The organism is Acetobacter orleanensis (genome assembly GCF_001581005.1).
GTDB classification, from domain to species: Bacteria; Pseudomonadota; Alphaproteobacteria; order Acetobacterales; family Acetobacteraceae; genus Acetobacter; species Acetobacter orleanensis.
Genome location: NZ_LHZV01000047.1, coordinates 1 through 15,369, shown reverse-complemented (window position 1 = coordinate 15,369; position 15,369 = coordinate 1). Strand labels below are relative to the sequence as shown.

At 55.1% G+C, this 15,369-nt stretch carries 13 protein-coding genes; 4 read left to right on the top strand and 9 right to left on the bottom strand.

Annotated features, from left to right (window positions below; all coding sequences use genetic code 11):
• Positions 1–5 precede the first annotated feature (5 nt).
• Positions 6–1,187, top strand: a complete 1,182-nt coding sequence (locus tag AD949_RS02720; RefSeq protein ID WP_048836291.1) for a low temperature requirement protein A — start codon at positions 6–8, stop codon at positions 1,185–1,187.
• 184 nt (positions 1,188–1,371) lie between these two features.
• On the opposite strand, the gene AD949_RS02715 is transcribed toward AD949_RS02720, so the two are convergent.
• The 4 genes from AD949_RS02715 to AD949_RS02700 are packed head-to-tail and all read right to left on the bottom strand — an operon-like array spanning position 1,372 to position 6,374.
• Positions 1,372–2,106, bottom strand: a complete 735-nt coding sequence (locus tag AD949_RS02715; protein ID WP_048836290.1) for a pirin family protein — start codon at positions 2,104–2,106, stop codon at positions 1,372–1,374.
• A gap of 10 nt (positions 2,107–2,116) precedes the next feature.
• Positions 2,117–3,640, bottom strand: a complete 1,524-nt coding sequence (locus AD949_RS02710) for an efflux transporter outer membrane subunit (protein ID WP_048836289.1) — start codon at positions 3,638–3,640, stop codon at positions 2,117–2,119.
• 4 nt (positions 3,641–3,644) lie between these two features.
• Positions 3,645–4,721: an HlyD family secretion protein gene (locus AD949_RS02705; RefSeq protein WP_048836288.1), complete on the bottom strand. Its 1,077-nt coding sequence runs from the start codon at positions 4,719–4,721 to the stop codon at positions 3,645–3,647.
• Positions 4,722–4,736: 15 nt separating this feature from the next.
• Positions 4,737–6,374, bottom strand: coding sequence for an MFS transporter (locus AD949_RS02700; RefSeq protein ID WP_048836287.1), 1,638 nt, complete (start codon positions 6,372–6,374; stop codon positions 4,737–4,739).
• Between the two features lie 119 nt (positions 6,375–6,493).
• Between AD949_RS02700 and AD949_RS02695 the strand changes: the two genes are divergently transcribed.
• Both AD949_RS02695 and AD949_RS02690 read left to right on the top strand, forming a co-directional pair.
• Complete coding sequence (locus tag AD949_RS02695) at positions 6,494–7,417, top strand: LysR family transcriptional regulator (protein WP_048836286.1); 924 nt, start codon at positions 6,494–6,496, stop codon at positions 7,415–7,417.
• Positions 7,418–7,465: 48 nt separating this feature from the next.
• Positions 7,466–8,203 (top strand): prepilin peptidase, encoded by a 738-nt coding sequence (locus tag AD949_RS02690; RefSeq protein WP_052944571.1) that lies wholly within the window; start codon positions 7,466–7,468, stop codon positions 8,201–8,203.
• A gap of 49 nt (positions 8,204–8,252) precedes the next feature.
• On the opposite strand, the gene AD949_RS02685 is transcribed toward AD949_RS02690, so the two are convergent.
• From AD949_RS02685 to AD949_RS02675, 3 genes are all read right to left on the bottom strand, one after another.
• Entirely contained in the window at positions 8,253–8,660 is a 408-nt protein-coding gene (locus AD949_RS02685) for a lytic transglycosylase domain-containing protein (RefSeq protein ID WP_048836285.1), read from the bottom strand.
• 87 nt (positions 8,661–8,747) lie between these two features.
• Positions 8,748–9,221: a c-type cytochrome gene (locus tag AD949_RS02680; RefSeq protein ID WP_048836310.1), complete on the bottom strand. Its 474-nt coding sequence runs from the start codon at positions 9,219–9,221 to the stop codon at positions 8,748–8,750.
• Positions 9,222–9,450: 229 nt separating this feature from the next.
• Positions 9,451–10,044 (bottom strand): hypothetical protein, encoded by a 594-nt coding sequence (locus AD949_RS02675; protein ID WP_048836284.1) that lies wholly within the window; start codon positions 10,042–10,044, stop codon positions 9,451–9,453.
• A 597-nt stretch (positions 10,045–10,641) separates the two neighbouring features.
• Here AD949_RS02675 and AD949_RS02670 point away from each other — a divergent pair.
• On the top strand, positions 10,642–11,613 hold the full coding sequence (locus AD949_RS02670) for a hypothetical protein (RefSeq protein WP_141325450.1): 972 nt from the start codon (positions 10,642–10,644) through the stop codon (positions 11,611–11,613).
• A gap of 177 nt (positions 11,614–11,790) precedes the next feature.
• Here AD949_RS02670 and AD949_RS02665 read toward each other — a convergent pair whose 3' ends face one another.
• Positions 11,791–13,452 carry a glycosyltransferase family 4 protein gene (locus tag AD949_RS02665; protein WP_048836282.1) on the bottom strand — a complete coding sequence of 554 codons (1,662 nt, stop codon included), beginning with the start codon at positions 13,450–13,452 and terminating at the stop codon, positions 11,791–11,793.
• A gap of 17 nt (positions 13,453–13,469) precedes the next feature.
• Positions 13,470–15,369, bottom strand: a 1,900-nt coding sequence (locus tag AD949_RS02660) for a Hint domain-containing protein (protein WP_211259973.1), incomplete at its 5' end; no start/stop codon positions are given.

Sequence of the window (15,369 nt, the reverse complement as noted above, 5' to 3'; positions counted from 1 at the left end):
CTTTCATGACGCCACAGGAGCCCTCACTTCATCCCCTCATGCGCAAACCGGGCGCCGACAATGCCCGCGTGATGAATGAGGAACTGTTTTTTGATCTGGTCTATGTGTTCCTCGTCACGCAAATCAGTCATGGCCTGCTGCATCATCTGACTGTGCTGGGCGGTGTGCAAACCCTTATCCTGTGGTTCGCTGCATGGCTGGGGTGGCAATATACCGGCTGGGTCACCAACTGGTTTGACCCCCGTGTACCCGCCTTGCGTGGCGTGCTGTTTCTGACCATGGCGCTGGCTCTTATCTGCGGTGCGGCGGCCCCGGAGGCTTTTGGGGAGCGCGGGCTAGTCTTTGCCCTGTGCTATGTGACCATGCAGGTCGGGCGGTCCGCTTTTATTGTGTTCAACCTTCCAGCCTCCCATCCCCTCGCCCCAAATTATCGCCGTATTCTGGGCTGGGGCGTTATTGCGGGCGGCTTCTGGATTGCGGGGGGCCTTGCTCCCCCGGAGGCGCGCGTCCCCCTTTGGGCTGCGGGCGTGATCTGTGAATATCTCTCCCCCATGTTCGGGTTCTGGCTACCGGGGCTTGGGCGTTCGTACACCTCGGACTGGACCATTTCAGGCAAACACATTGTAGAACGCTGCCAGTTGTTTGTGATTGTCGCCCTTGGCGAGACCATCATGGCTTCAGGCCTTTCTCTTGCGGAAAGCAAGCAGTGGTCATGGATTGAGTTTGGCGGTTTTGGCGCCAGCTTTCTCTGCACCCTCGCCATGTGGTGGCTGTATTTTGAAACATCCAGCGAGGAAGCCGAACATGCCATCAGCAGTTCCTCTGACCCGGGCCGGATGGGAGCCTACTTCCATTATCTGCATGTTGTGCTGATAGCGGGCATTATCGTCACCGCTGTCGCCATGAACATGCTTCTGGAAAACCCGATTGAAGACGCAAAAGGCGCTCCGGCACTGGTCATGACGCTTGGCCCCGCCGTCTATCTGCTGGCCAGCACCGCTTACCGCTGGGTAGCAACACGCCGTCTGGCCGTCAGCCAACTTATTGGTGTGCTCCTGCTGCTTGCCGTCGGTTTTGTCGGGCAGGACCTTGCCTTATGGAAACTTGCGTTTTGCGAAACCACACTTTTCCTTATTATCAGCGTCCTCTGCTCTGGAAAAATCAAACCCAGTGGCCCTGCTCTGTAAAATCCCTGCCACAGAAAGAGACAAATCCATGCGCACCTGAACCCACAAAGTTTCCTATCTTCTATCTGAAGCGCGCCGCCCACTCATAATGACCGCCAGACAGTCCATGGGTTCCAGAAAACACTGGTTGGTATGAATGAGGAGTGGCGCTGCAAAAACTGCCTCGGTGTGGCACTATATCAGATCAGGACTGCGCAACGTCCGTCAGCAAAATAACGGCCTGCTCCTGCGCCATAACCGTGAGTGTCTGAACACCCTGCACAGCAGCAGCATCCCCGGTCTTTAAAACACTCTCTTCAACAGAGACCGTGCCGGACACAACCACCAGATAAAGATCCCGGCTCGCGCTGGTGTTGTAAGCTGCCCCTTCACCTGCCGGAATGGCGGCATGTAGCAGACGCGCGCTCGCTCTCAGGGCGACAGGCCCATCATCTGTGACATCCTCGCTCTCTTCGGCATTATCTTCAGGAAAGCCAGATGCCAGAATACTGAACCCGCCATCTCCCTGCTGGTCCAGACAGGAGCGGCTTTCCTGCCGGGGCATCCCCCCCTCCATATCCGGCAAAAACCAGAACTGAAGAAACGCGGCCCCCTCCGCGCCAGCCTGCCATGATAACCCAGTGCAGCCAGAACCGGCACTGATGAAATGCAGCCCACCAGCCTGAATGTCCTCCGGTTCAAATCCGTCTACCTGCGCCACGAGGCTCCCGGTCCAGACCCATGTCACGATATCATCCGCAGCTTCCGGCCCCAGATGATACGTCTCTGAAGGACCGAGTTCGCCCTGATTGAGCACCCGCAGTCGCCCCTCATGCTGATGCACCGGGTCCTGATAGTCCGCAAAAGCAAAATAGCACCGGAGCGTGAGCGTATCCGACTGCGTCACCCCCAGAGTGTCTGCCTGTCTCACGGTTATCATGGCGCTCTCCTCAGGTTGGTGTTCTGGAGGCAATTTTTTCAGGATAAGCACTCTGCCACCCTCCGCCAACAGCACGGTAGAGATGGGTGACAGACCCGGCCACCTCCGCCGTTGCCGTCGCCAGCGCGCTTTGTGAAGACAGTAACGCATTCTGAAGAGTCAGCACATTCAGGAAGTCTGACGCTCCCTGCACATACTGGGCTTTTGCTGTGTCCACAGCGATCTGGTTTTCATGCACCGCGTCCGCCAGTTCATCGCGCCGCCGCTGGGCGGCGGTAAAGTCCGCCATGGCATCATCAATTTCCTGCCAAGCTTTCAGCACGGTGCGCTGGAAGAGTGTGGCCGCTTCCTTCTGCTGCGCCTTGCGCAGATGCAACTGCCCGGTCAGACGCCCGCCCTCAAAAATCGGCAATGTGGCAGTCGGCCCAAACCCGTACTGGCGCGACGCCCATGACCCCAGCCCGCTAAACTGAAGAGCCTGAACATCCAGACTGCCGGATAGCGTGACACGCGGGAAGAAATCCGCAATCGCCACCCCAATGGCGGCCGTAGCCGCATGCAGACGGTCCGCCGCCATGCGGATATCCGGCCTGTTTTCCGCTAGTTGGGACGGTAGGCCAACCGGCACCACAGATGGCACAGATGGAATACCGGACGGCCTACCCAGTTCCGCATCCAGCGCCCCCGGCTCCCGCGCCACAAGGAAACTGAGCGCATTGAGCCTATGTGTTTCCTGCGCTTTCAGCGGAGCAAGACGGGAGGTGAAGGTGTGCAGTTGCCCGGTAGCCTCCGCCACATCCAGCCGGGTCGCAGCACCCTGCTGGAAGCGCAGGCTGGTCAGGCGGACGCTGTTTTGCGCGATCTCGATATTATGCTCAAGAATACCCACCTGCGTCTGCGTTGCTCGCAGGTCGATATAGTCCAGCGCCGTTTCCGCCATCAGGGAAACCAGCGTATCGCGCCGCATTTCCTCGGTTTCCTGCGTTGCCGCAGTCGCCGCTTCCACCTGACGCCTCACATGCCCCCAGAAATCGACTTCCCATGAGGCATTCATGCCGTATTGCGGCAGATTGAACGCTGGATTTCCCACACTGCCCGGCAAAGCTGTTGGGCCAAATCCTTGCGTGCCAGATGCAACAGACCCAGCCTCTGCGTGCTCCATAGTGCCCAACAGGCCCAGCACACCATTGGTACTGGCGCGCTCCCGCGCGTAGGAGGCATTGCCCTCCATGTGCGGCATCTGCGCCGCACTGGCAATGCGCCGCTCGGCCTGACTTTGCATCAGGCGCAGACTAGCGGCTTTCAGGTCCAGATTGGAGGTCGCAACCTCATTTTCCAGCTTGCTTAGCGCAGGGTCATGAAACAGGGTCCACCAGTGCGGATCGGCTGAGGCTGTGCTGATCCGGCTGGCGGCTGGCGGCTGCGTTGCCCGCCATGCCGCTGGAGCCTTGACCTGTGGCGCGTGGTAGTCTGGCCCGACCGTGCAGCCCGCAAGGGCGAGCATCGACAAGCCAGTCAGAAGAAAGCGCTTCATCGCATTACTGCCAGATATAGCGGGAGTCATTGGCGTGCGGCCCTTCCGGCTTTGAGGACGTATCAACTTTCACTTCCACCGACATGCCAACGCGCACTCTGGCCGCAAGCGGCTGGCCCGGATCAAAAGTCAGTTTGACCGGAATACGCTGGACCACCTTGGTAAAATTGCCGGTGGCGTTGTCAGGCTGGATCGGCGCAAAGGCCACGCCCGTCGCCGGGGCCAGTGAGTCCACATGCGCCTTGAGCGGCTGGTTGGGGAACGTATCCACCCAGACGGTGGCCCGCTGCCCCGCCTGCACCTTTGTCAGTTGTGTTTCCTGAAAATTGGCCAGCACATAAGCCTCATGCGTTGGCACAACAGCCAGAATACCCGTTCCCGGCTGCACATAATTCCCCACGCGTACACCGCGCTCCCCCACAACGCCATCTATGGGAGCCGGAATGGTGCAGTAGGACAGGTTCAGTTCGGCCTGCTTTTCATCCCCCTGCGCCCGCACCAGAATACCCCGTGCGCGTTCAAGCTGGCCTTTCAGCACCGCAACCTGCCGGATGGCGGCTTCTACACCCGCCTGATCTCGCGCAATGGCGGCTTCGGCCTCTTTTTCATGCGCTTCGGAGGACTGTTTCTGCTCAATGGTGCCAGCCCCGCCGGAAGACAGATTGCGGTACCGCACCGCATTCTGCCGGGCAAACAGCAGCATGGCCTGATCCGACAGTACAGCGGCCCGCGCTTCCGCGATAACGGAGTCCTGCCGGGCCAGTTCAGCCTCCAGATTCTGCACATCCCCTTGCGCGGCCAGTCTGTTACCTCGGGCAACTTCCAGAGCAGCTTTGTAGTCGTCATCCTCAATATGGGCGAGTTCCTCGCCCGCATGCACCTGCTCGTTATCCTGCGCAAGAACACGGTCAATCCGCCCGGAAACCTTGGGCGCAACCGTTGGAAAATCCGCCGTCACGTACGCATCATTCGTGTACTGGTGCACAGCATCGCCATTCACCAGTCGCGTCCCGCCCCATGCAATAAGAGCGAGAACACCTGCGGCACAGCCTGCATAAAGCAGAGGTTTTTTATACATCATGATCAGAGTTCCGAATTAACGAGCAGGAGTATCAGGAGACGGCGCACGGGGCGGATACACACGATGCGGCAGCAGCAGGTTCATCACCGCGTAGCCAAGGCAGATGCAGATCAGCACGACGTAAATATCGTTCAGCGCCAGCACGAGAGACTGCTCATGCACATAGGTATGAAAGACCTGAAGCGAGTTCCGGGCCACATGCGCGGCATCGGGCGATGTGGCGGACAGTTGGTGCGTGATGGGATTGCCCATGCCCTGCAAAGTCAGCCTTTGTGTGCCGTGATGGTCCAGCAGCATGGTGGAGTGATACTGCTCCCGCCGCCGGACAAGGACGGCAAACAACGCATAAGCAACAGCGTTCGCCAGCCCTTTGAGCATGTTCACCATGCCGGAAATATACGGACCATCCGCCGGACCCATCGCCATCGTGGCCAGCATCAGGGTGGGAATGACCGTCATCGGCTGTCCAAAAACCTGTAGAATCTGGAGCGGATAGAAATTATCCCGCACCCAATCCACCGTAAGCCATGTGCCCAACCACGCCGCAGCCGCCAGACAGAGCATGCCTCCGGCTAGCACAAAGCGGCAGTCCACCTTGCGGCTGTTACAGAGGGCCGCAACCAGCGGCAGCATAATCAACTGCGGAAGAGCAACCACAAGAGAAATAGGGGCGGCCTGAATGGGCCGGTAGCCCCGCACGGCTTCCAGATAGGTGGCGGGAATTTCCGCCATGATGGAGCAAATGGCCAGAATCCCCACCAGCGAGAGCAAGGAGGCCTGAATATTGCGCGACCGCCAGTACTGGATGCGAAAATACGGACTGGGGTGAAAGGCCTCGTTAATAACGAACACAATAAAGGCCGCCATACCCCAAAACGTCAGATTGGTGATAATGGGTGAGCGAAACCAGTCCAGCCTGTCGCCCTGATACAGAACTGTCACGAGAGAACAGATAGCAGGCACGCCCACAATCAGCCCGAACCAGTTAAACTGTTTGAACCGCTCGAAATGCATGGGGTCACGCGGCAGGCCATACGCCATCATGGCCACGGCCACCATGGCGAGCGGGATAACCTCCCAGTACAGCCAGTGCCAGCCAATTTTCTCGAACAAAAGTGCTTCCAGCGGCAGACCGAGATTGGGGCCAAACGTCGCACTCATGGCATACCCGCCAATCCCGAACACGCGGAGCTGCGGCGGCAGATATTTGAGCATTACCGTCATGAGCACTGGCGGCAGGCAGCCTGCCGCTAGCCCCTGAAAAGCCTGAAGAACGCACAGCGATGTCACATCCGGCATAAACGGGGCCGGAATGGAGAGCAGCGCCATGATGGCCGTCATGAAAATGGAAAAGCGGTAAATGGAGAACGTTACATAGAACCACGGTGTGAAGGCCATGGCCGCAATGTTGAACGCCTCGTAAACAGAGATCAGCCACGTTCCTTCATCGTGACCGATATTCATGGCGCCACGGATGTCGGACAGGCCAATCTGCGTCACATGCTCATTGAAGCCGGCGACATGCACTGCCAGCAGCATGCCAAGGCAGCCGATAACAGTCCGCATGCCAAATGGCGGAATATAAGATGGCCGGGGCGGTGAGGCATGGATAACAGGCTCACCAACCGCCTGAGAAGGAGTGACGGTGTTCATAAGCCCACATCATCCCAGCGCAGGCCACCCGACAACCCTCATTTAAGGAAAGCAACGACTTCGATTTTCGGAAGAGTAATCTGTGGTCAATCCGCCAGACACAATCTATTTCTGGAAGAATGAAAGGCTATGACCTCGATCTGCTGCGCTTCCTTCAGGTGCTCGTTGAAGAAGAGAGCGTGTCCCGCGCGGCGCGCCGCATGAAAATGAGCGAACCCGCCATGAGCCGCCAGCTTGCCAAGCTCCGCAGCGCGTTTGCGGACCCTATTCTGGTGCAGGCAGGCAGACGGATGCTGCCGTCGGCCTTTGCAACAGGTGTGCTGGCACAAGTGCAGGAGTTGGTGCGCAACGCGGACAGCCTGCTGGAAACCCGTGCTCTCGCCAATCTGGCAAACATGAGTCCGACTTTTAAAATCCGCGCGAATGACCTGATTGTCGCAGCCCTCGCCCTCCCACTGCTGGAAGCCCTTAAACAGGACTGCCCGCGCTGTGAGGTCATCTGGGCACCGGAAATGGATGAAGCGGCATCAGACCCGCTGCGTGATGGCGGGATTGACCTCTATATCGGCGCGACGGAACTGATGACGCCGGAAATCCGACGCCAGACTGTTATGCGTGATTACATGCAGGGGCTTGTCCGCAAAGAGCATCCTATTCTGGCCACCCCCATCACACCGGAAAGCATGGTGCAGTATGATTACATCAGTGTTTCCCGGCGCGGAAAAGCACGCGGCCCCATTGACTGGATGCTGCAAAACCAGCATGGCCTGACCCGCAGGATTGCCATGGTTGTTCCCAATTATCACTGCATGATTGAAAGCATGAAAGGCACGGATCTCGTGCTCCCCCTGCCCGGCCTTGTCATCAATCATATTTCTCTGGATGCGCTCGGTCTGGCAGTTTTTGACTTCCCGCTTTCCCTGCCCTGCATTGAAGCATTTCAGGCGTGGCACCCCCGGCGCGATACGGACCCGGTCCACAGATGGCTGCGGGAAACACTGTTCAGAGTTTCCCGCAAAGCCTTTGGAAAACGCTCGGTCTGAACGGGAGCTTCTTGCAGACACGCACGCGGTCCGGCACAAGAAACCCTTATGGGCTGGTTTCTTGTGGTGCTTGCGCCGTTTATCGGCAGCTTTATGGGTGTTCTTATTCGCAGGCTGCCACGGGGAGAACCTGTTGGCTTTGATCGCTCACGCTGTGAGCACTGTCACCACGTGCTCAGCCCGGCCGAACTCATACCACTCTGGAGTTACATCAGGCAGCGGGGCCGCTGTAGCGCCTGTGGGGCACGCATTGCCCCGGCCCATCTGGCGATAGAACTCGCGGCCACAGCGGTCGCTCTGCTCTGCCTTGTACTGCGAGGAGCAGACAATCCGCTAGTCTGGGGGGATGTTCTGCTCGGCTGGGGCTTGCTGACATTAAGCTGGATTGACGTGGAAACCTTCCTTCTCCCAGACGCAATCACCCTTCCCCTGCTGCTCTGCGGCCTTGCGGAAGGCCTAGCCATACCGGATGGGGCTTCACTGGAAAGCCGTATCATTGGCGCACTGGCGGGATGGGCTCTCCTTGCGCTCTTGGCCGCCCTCTATAAGGCCATAAGAAAACGCAATGGACTAGGCGGGGGAGATGCCAAACTGTTTGCCGCTGGCGGTGCATGGGTTGGCGCAGAAGCTTTGCCTTCCGTCCTGCTGGGTGCCTCACTCTGTGGATTTCTGTTTGCCTGCGCTCTGGCCGTTAGAGGCCGCACGTTACATGCCCGGATGATTCTGCCATTCGGCCCGTGTCTGGCCTTATCAATCTGGGTAACGCGCCTGCTTATCCATAACTAGAACTGGTCAGGAACTAGAGTTGATCTGGTGGCCCTCATCCCTTGTGCGGCTATTTTTTATTAGCAAACATGGATGTCGCCATATTCAGCACCTTGCGCCTGTAAGCCGCGCCGAGCGTAGGCGTATGAGAGTGATAATAGCCAATAGCGCGGATAACATCCCCATGGGCCTCATCAATATATGTCCGCATGATAATGGCCGAAGCCTCAATATTGAAGCAGACGTCGGAGACAAGACGAGCAGCAACCTGTGGAACAGGGAGATGATGCGTATCCGCCAGCGGGAGAACCCAGCGTGTATTGACCTGCATCAGCCCGAGGTCGGCACTCCCATCGCCATTCGGGTGCACCATTCCTGTCGCACCGCCTTCCACTTTTTGGATCACCGGCAAGACACGCGGAGGAATGTGATAATGCTGCGCGCTGGCAATCATGCAGGCAAGAAGTGTAACGGGCATTGTCATCCCTGATTAGAGTGGTCCGCTCTGCCCCCTGCCAGATAACAGCGTTAATCTGGCGGAAGGCATTGCTACAACCCTATAGCATTACGGAATGGAATGCGCCGCATTCAGGGCGTTTCGTTCCGCCTGCATTTCCGGACCTTTTTTCGGCGTTGCACGGGCTGCCTTCACATCTTCCGCAGTAAGGGTCGGGGCGGGTTTGGTATCGCCTAAAGACGCAACATAGCTCAGCACTGCCGCAATATCCTCATCAGAAAGTGCTTTGAGTGAAGGCATAAACCCGGCATAGGCAACCCCACCTGCCTGAAGAGGCCCATGCAGACCGTTCAAAACAACATCCGCCAGATATTTCTTGCCTTCCGGAGTTGCTGCAATTTTATCAATCCGGTTCTTCAGAACAGGAAACTGCCCCGGCATCCCTACGCCGCCTGCCTGATGGCAGACTGAACAGTTGGTGTTGTACACCGTCAGGCCATCAGACGCAGCCTGCGCGGAGCCCGCCAGAACCGGAGCGGCCACAAGGACACCAGCCAGAAGACGTAAACCGTATTTGATCATCATGCATTCCCAATTGTAACTAAACCAAAACAACCTTATATCCGGCACCTGTGCCAAAGAGCCAGATAATATCATTGCTGGCCGAAAGTCGGTAGCCTGCTCGCTCCTAATCTCCATACCTGAAGGGCTGAAGCCCGTGACATACAGGGTCCACAGAGCTTCATCTGCACAAGCAAGAGAGCGCTTTCCGTCCAAACCTCAATCCTGATTTCTGAGAGAACTTCGTATATCAGGACAATGTTTCAAAATGCCGAATAATCCAGGATATTTCATAAAACAGCCCCACGCTGACGAACGCAATGTGAAATCGTCGATTGGCCGAAAAGATCGCAATGCCACATAGAATGAGATAAACAGGAACACGGAACCAATATTCGATAGAAAAGAGTGCGTAGTGCGCCGGTCCTTTTATAAGAGTATCAATCAGATCAAAAACGACCGTTAAAGCAAAAAACGAGAAAAACCATTTCCGTCTGGATATAAAGAAATCCTCGTAGCCCGTATAATCACTAACAGACTCAGGAAAGAGAAAAGCGCTCAGGAAGAAGAGTATAACCGCGTATAGAATTAGAAATAAATAAGTTTCGAAATTCCAATTTGGTAATTCAATCAGCCATAATTCCCACCACCAGAAATGCATAAGCATTAAAAGCAATGTCAGAACCCAACCAATATGCACCGGATAAATTCGCGTTTGGTTAGGATGTTGAATAATACGAACAAGACCAGTCAGCAGTCGGGTTACACTTAAACCAACCACCATAGCCATAATTATGCGGACATGCTGAAAAATATCTGGGGAAGTCAATCGATGCGGAACCATAACGCGCTTTCTCCCCTCTCATTTCACTCTTATTCGGAATGCCTGCTCACAATAGCCACTCCTCTTCCAGAACAAGTGACGCCCTTATCAATCACGACGACCAGACGTGTACTATGCGGATTGAGAGATTATCACGCATGAGATTATGAAATAACATGCTGTTTCTCGACAAGACATGTCGGAAAATCCGAACAATTAATTGCCACGCATTCATGAGAGCACAATCAAGTCCTCGAGAGAATTAACCTATTTTTCCTTTTCCCGTCGCTATAGATTTCTTGAAAATCACAAAAACAATCTTTGCGTGGAAAACATCTCGCTCAAAAATGTTCACTATACAGTTTCATTATAAAACAACTACATATCATTACCAATTAATAACATAAACTCTATTTTTTGAACCACCGTAATTTACATACGAATTTTAGTTGCTACGTAAAAAGCGATATATTTTTTCCATATATTTTTTGACCACGTAGCCTATTTCGTAAGAGCTTTTTTCAAAAAAGCTCCTAGCATTACAGGATCACCGGCCGTTCGAACAGCAATTGAACAATTTGCTTTCGGTTCATTTTCTCGAGGTATTCATTGATTCTAATGCGTCTACTTCATCAGCCACGACAGATAAAACGCGATGACATAAGCAAACGTCAAACAGAGCCATTGTTCTATGTTTTAAACTTACCGCTCACGCAACTTGACGAGAATGTTGCCGCATGCATTAGTCACGAAAGCACCTTCTTCTCCAAGGTTTTTAAAACATTGAAGTTCATGCTCATTATCCGATGCGTCTCAGTATCGATGCTAGCAGCAATAAGCGGCTGTACGGACGCAGGAGCCGAACGACAACCTCACGAGACGAATTTCCGAGTCTTCAACGGCACGCGGTTCGCTAACGCGGACGACCTCGACAGAGCCGGGTTGCTACCCTTCACATCAATATATGATGTTTGGAAACTGACGTGCGACGAAACCCAGTGCTACAACGTCCCGACTGAAAGCCAGTTCAAGAAAACGCTTGCCAGTTACGTGGCTCAATTCCGGTCAAGCTCATTTATTGCGTTCGATTTCGAGAATATTGTAATTGACAAAGCGACCTCAGCAGAACAAGCCAACAACGAGGTTCAATTACTCAAAAAGTTTATCGTATGGACACGGGAGAGTTATCCAAAAGCAAAAATCGGTATTTATGACTACGATTTTAATTCAAAATTTCTCGACATAAGAGCAAAAATTTACCGAGAAGGCGGTTTCGATTTCTTTGCGCCGACCATGTACCAGCGCTGGCCAAACCATGATATTTGGTCTGCACGTCTGCAAGCCGCCATAACGAATGATCACACCATCAATAAATCACTTCCGATATACGCCTATATATCCCCTTATAAAGCCGGAGTAACAAAAAATGGTTTTCTGGGCGATGCAGAATGGCTCGCTCAGTTAGCCGATACAAGGAGAGTAATTAACGGCGTGATTGTATGGACACAGAGTTCGACTGCTATCAAACTCGACACAAACCAGAGTTGGGAAGCGGATTTACGGCACATCGTTTCCGGTAAAGCACCTTAACAGATGCATCATGGTTTGCGCGTATTATACAGTGCCTTCAACATGCCTTTATTGCAAATAATGGTAGAACGCACGAAATCTGCTCTTAGGAAATTATAATTTCCTAAAGCTCACCTGAACACTCGCAAGTAAATATTTCCATGCATGTGATTAGCGAGCATGATGGAAAAAGATATTTTAGGAAATCTTTCTTTTCTGACTAGCTATTTTAATAGCCTCTTGTAAAGCTTGGGTTGTGCAGTTTTCGCTAAATGTAGAGGCAATATAGGCTTGGGCTTTTTCACTCAGCCGTTGGCAACGCTCAGGGTCTGCATAGAGCTTGAGAATTAGGTTTTTCAGCGCTTTTTCATCTTTTGCTACGAGCGGAGCGAGCGAGCGTGGCAAAGCAAGCCCTTCAGCGGCGGTTGGCAGCATCGCGCACGGAACACCCGCAGCAAAACTCTCCAACACTTTCCCTTTGATCCCCGCCCCAAACCTCAGCGGGGCAACGGTCAAACGAACCCGCTCCAGAACGTCTTTATCCAGATCAGCGACATGCCCTACAACGCGCACACCTTCTGGCCAACGCAAATGCGTAGGGAGATGTGCGCCAACTAGCCAGAGACTCAATATAGGGTTTTTCTCACGTAAGCCGGGCAGAATTGCCTCGACAAACCAGCGCACCGCGTCGAGATTGGGAGCGTGAGCATAATTTCCTATAAAGGCAATATCCCGTCGGTTTTCAAAACCACCTGCCGACGCTTTTACCGGAATAGCCCATGGAACGCAGGCAACACGTGCCTGAATAACGGATCTCGTCAGCCATTCAGCCTCCTCCGGTGAATGAGTCAACACAGCATCGGCCTGCCATGCTGCCGTGCATTCCTGTAACCGGATGGCCCGGCTCAAAGCCAACAATTCCGGCCTATTTTCCAGAGTGGCCTGCCCGTTTAGACGCTGATGATGGAGGTCCGCCACACTATACAGCACTGTAGAACCCGGCTGATAATGGCGAGCCAGAGCAAGGTAACGGCTCGCCACCCCGATGCGATGCAAATACACGACATCAAACGTTCCCGCCTGACGGCGCAAAATATCCTCAACAGAGCTGTAGTGCGGCGTACGCCAGATTGTTAGCCCATCCGCCTCAAGCCGACCACAAGAAGAATGATCGGGGTCCAGATCACTAGAAGCGACAAAACTCACGCTATAGCCAAGCTTTTTAAGGCTTTCCGCGTGAGATAAAATAGCCTGTGACCCAGCATCCCGACCCGCCACAGGAAGGTTTTCATCAATAATCAGGGCTCGCGGTGTTCTGATTTTCTGGGGGATAGCTGGCCCATAACGTCGAGCAAGGCGGCTATACCGTTCTTTCTGTTCCAGTCCGCTTTCTGTCCGCGCCTGAGCGACAAGCAGTTTGTCCGCAACATCTGCTAAAAAGGCGAGAATTTTTTCCCGCTCAGCGTTGGTTTGCGTACCCTGCGCCGCTTGCCTTACAAGCCGTTGCAAGTCTTCATCAAACGCGCTGGCAGCCTCAATAACGACCGGGGAGCCACTTAATTCCGAGCCATCGCTTTCCCGACGGGCCTGAATAACATGCCGCTCGTGCGCTGGCAGCGCGGCAGGGATAAGCAGGTCAAACCCACAACGGGCTTCACCAAACCCGGCCTGCGCTACGTCCGGACGGGCCTGATTAGCAATAACGCGTGCAATAGGCTTGCCATTATCAAGGATTTGGAGAGCTTCTGGCTCCCCGCCCCGTGCAGGCTGTGCCCAGCCTACAATACGGGTGCGGGTTGCCAGATCCAGATATCCCGGTAGCACCGTCTGGTGCACCGGGACAATATAAGGTGCTTTCATACCTGTCCGGCTTTGCGTCAGGCCACAGCGCGTGCGGCCGGAACAACACCGACGACTGAGACAGACAGATTTGCAATTTGCTCATCCGTCAACCCACCGACCAGATCGACCTCGAAAGCATAAAAGCCATTGCCTTTTCCAGTAGCCTTCAGATCCCCACGATACTGGTCGGCCACCGCATGACACAAAACAACGCCACCCGCACAGATTTTCAGGCGTAGTTTGCCGTCTGGCTGTTTCGGGTCCCACCCCCAGCCTGCAATCCGGCTGCGGGTAACGCTGTCTATATACAGTTCCGCAGTCGTCACAGCAGGATGTTCAACCGATGCTAGATATCGACGGACAATTTCCAGAGCCTCGCCGTCTTCCACGCGGGGCGCACAATAGCGGGCCTCCTCGTGCTGAATGTCTGGATAAAGCTCGGCAAACTCATGCGCGTTATGGAACATGCCACGGCTACCGTCATCAACGAAGGTTTCCGAAAGAGCTCCTTCCGCAAAAATAATGTCGTGTGTTTCCAGTTCTATATGAATGTATTCAATCACACTGACATTGTCTTGCTGCGTAATGGTCTCCCCGTTCACCAATGCCTGAGCCGGAACCAGAACATCCAGCAGGAACATGGCATGCAGCGGGGAAATAACCAGATCCCGCTGCGGCAAGCCATTCCCCAACGCACCCGCAGCAATCCGCACCGGCATGATATCGGTGCGTCCCGCGGCAAAGCGGCCGTCATAAGCACGGCGTCCAATCCAGCGGATTGGGCGTAGGGTGCCATTACGCGTCACCAGACGGTCCCCAATTTCCAGTTCTTCAACCGGGCGTTCGCCCGTCTCAGTCAGAATTGCGGTGCCGGGGCAGTAACAAGGTGTGCCTTCTTCCAGTGTCAGGAGCGTGCCACCATGCCCATCGTCAGACAGAACGAAGAAATCGTTAGTGTAGTCGCCTTCCAGCGTCGCAACGGGTTTGCTGCTCCCAGCGCCGGAAATCTCAAGCGTGTGACCATCAACGACCGTTGCCGTTATCCCGCTATCATAGGCCAGCCACCCAAGGTCAATTCCGCCGCCTCGGCTAACATGTACGTTTGTCAGAGACCCACCGGATTGAACCTGAACATTACCGCCATTGCTGACAACCACGCCAGAAATCGTTGCTGTTGATGTTACCACCAGCGCGCCGCCGCTTTCCACAGTCGCGTTTGACAGGTTGCCAGAGACATCTGCCTCCCCACCGCTGGCCACCGTAACACCGGATGCCGTGCTGCCTGCTTCCACATCAAGCTTGCCACCGCGATTGACAACGGTGTTAGACACAACCGCGCCTTCAACAAGGTTCAGCGCGCCGCCATTCACCGTGGTGTCCGTGGCGGATGCCCCGGCAAAAATAGTTGTCGTGCCGCCCTGCTGGAGCGTGCCGCTGGCAACACCGCCCTGCTGCACCTGTAAGGAGGCCCCATCCTGCACCACCGTGCCGACAGCCGTGGTGCCGGACCCCGCATACAGCGTGGCCGAACTGCCCAGCGTGGTGCCAGAGGCCACGCCCGTTCCCGCAAGCTGCACAATCCCGGCGCTGCCAACCTGTGTGCCGCTGGCGACACCACCCGCATCCACTTCCAGATATCCGGCTGACCCGACAGAGGCGGACACCGCTGACGCACCGTCTTCCACATACAGGTTGCCGCCGTTCGTCACATTGGCGGCCGACACCGTGCCGCCAGAGAAGACGTCCACTTCCCCACCAGAGACCGTCGCCGTCGTCAGCGTTCCACCGGACACCGTTGCGAGACCACCCGCGTTGACGGTCGTGTTGCGCGCCGTCGTGCCAGACGCCACCGTAAAGCTGCCACTGCCTGCCACTGTGGTGTTAGACACAACCGCACCTTCAACAAGGTTCAGCGCGCCGCCATTCACCGTGGTG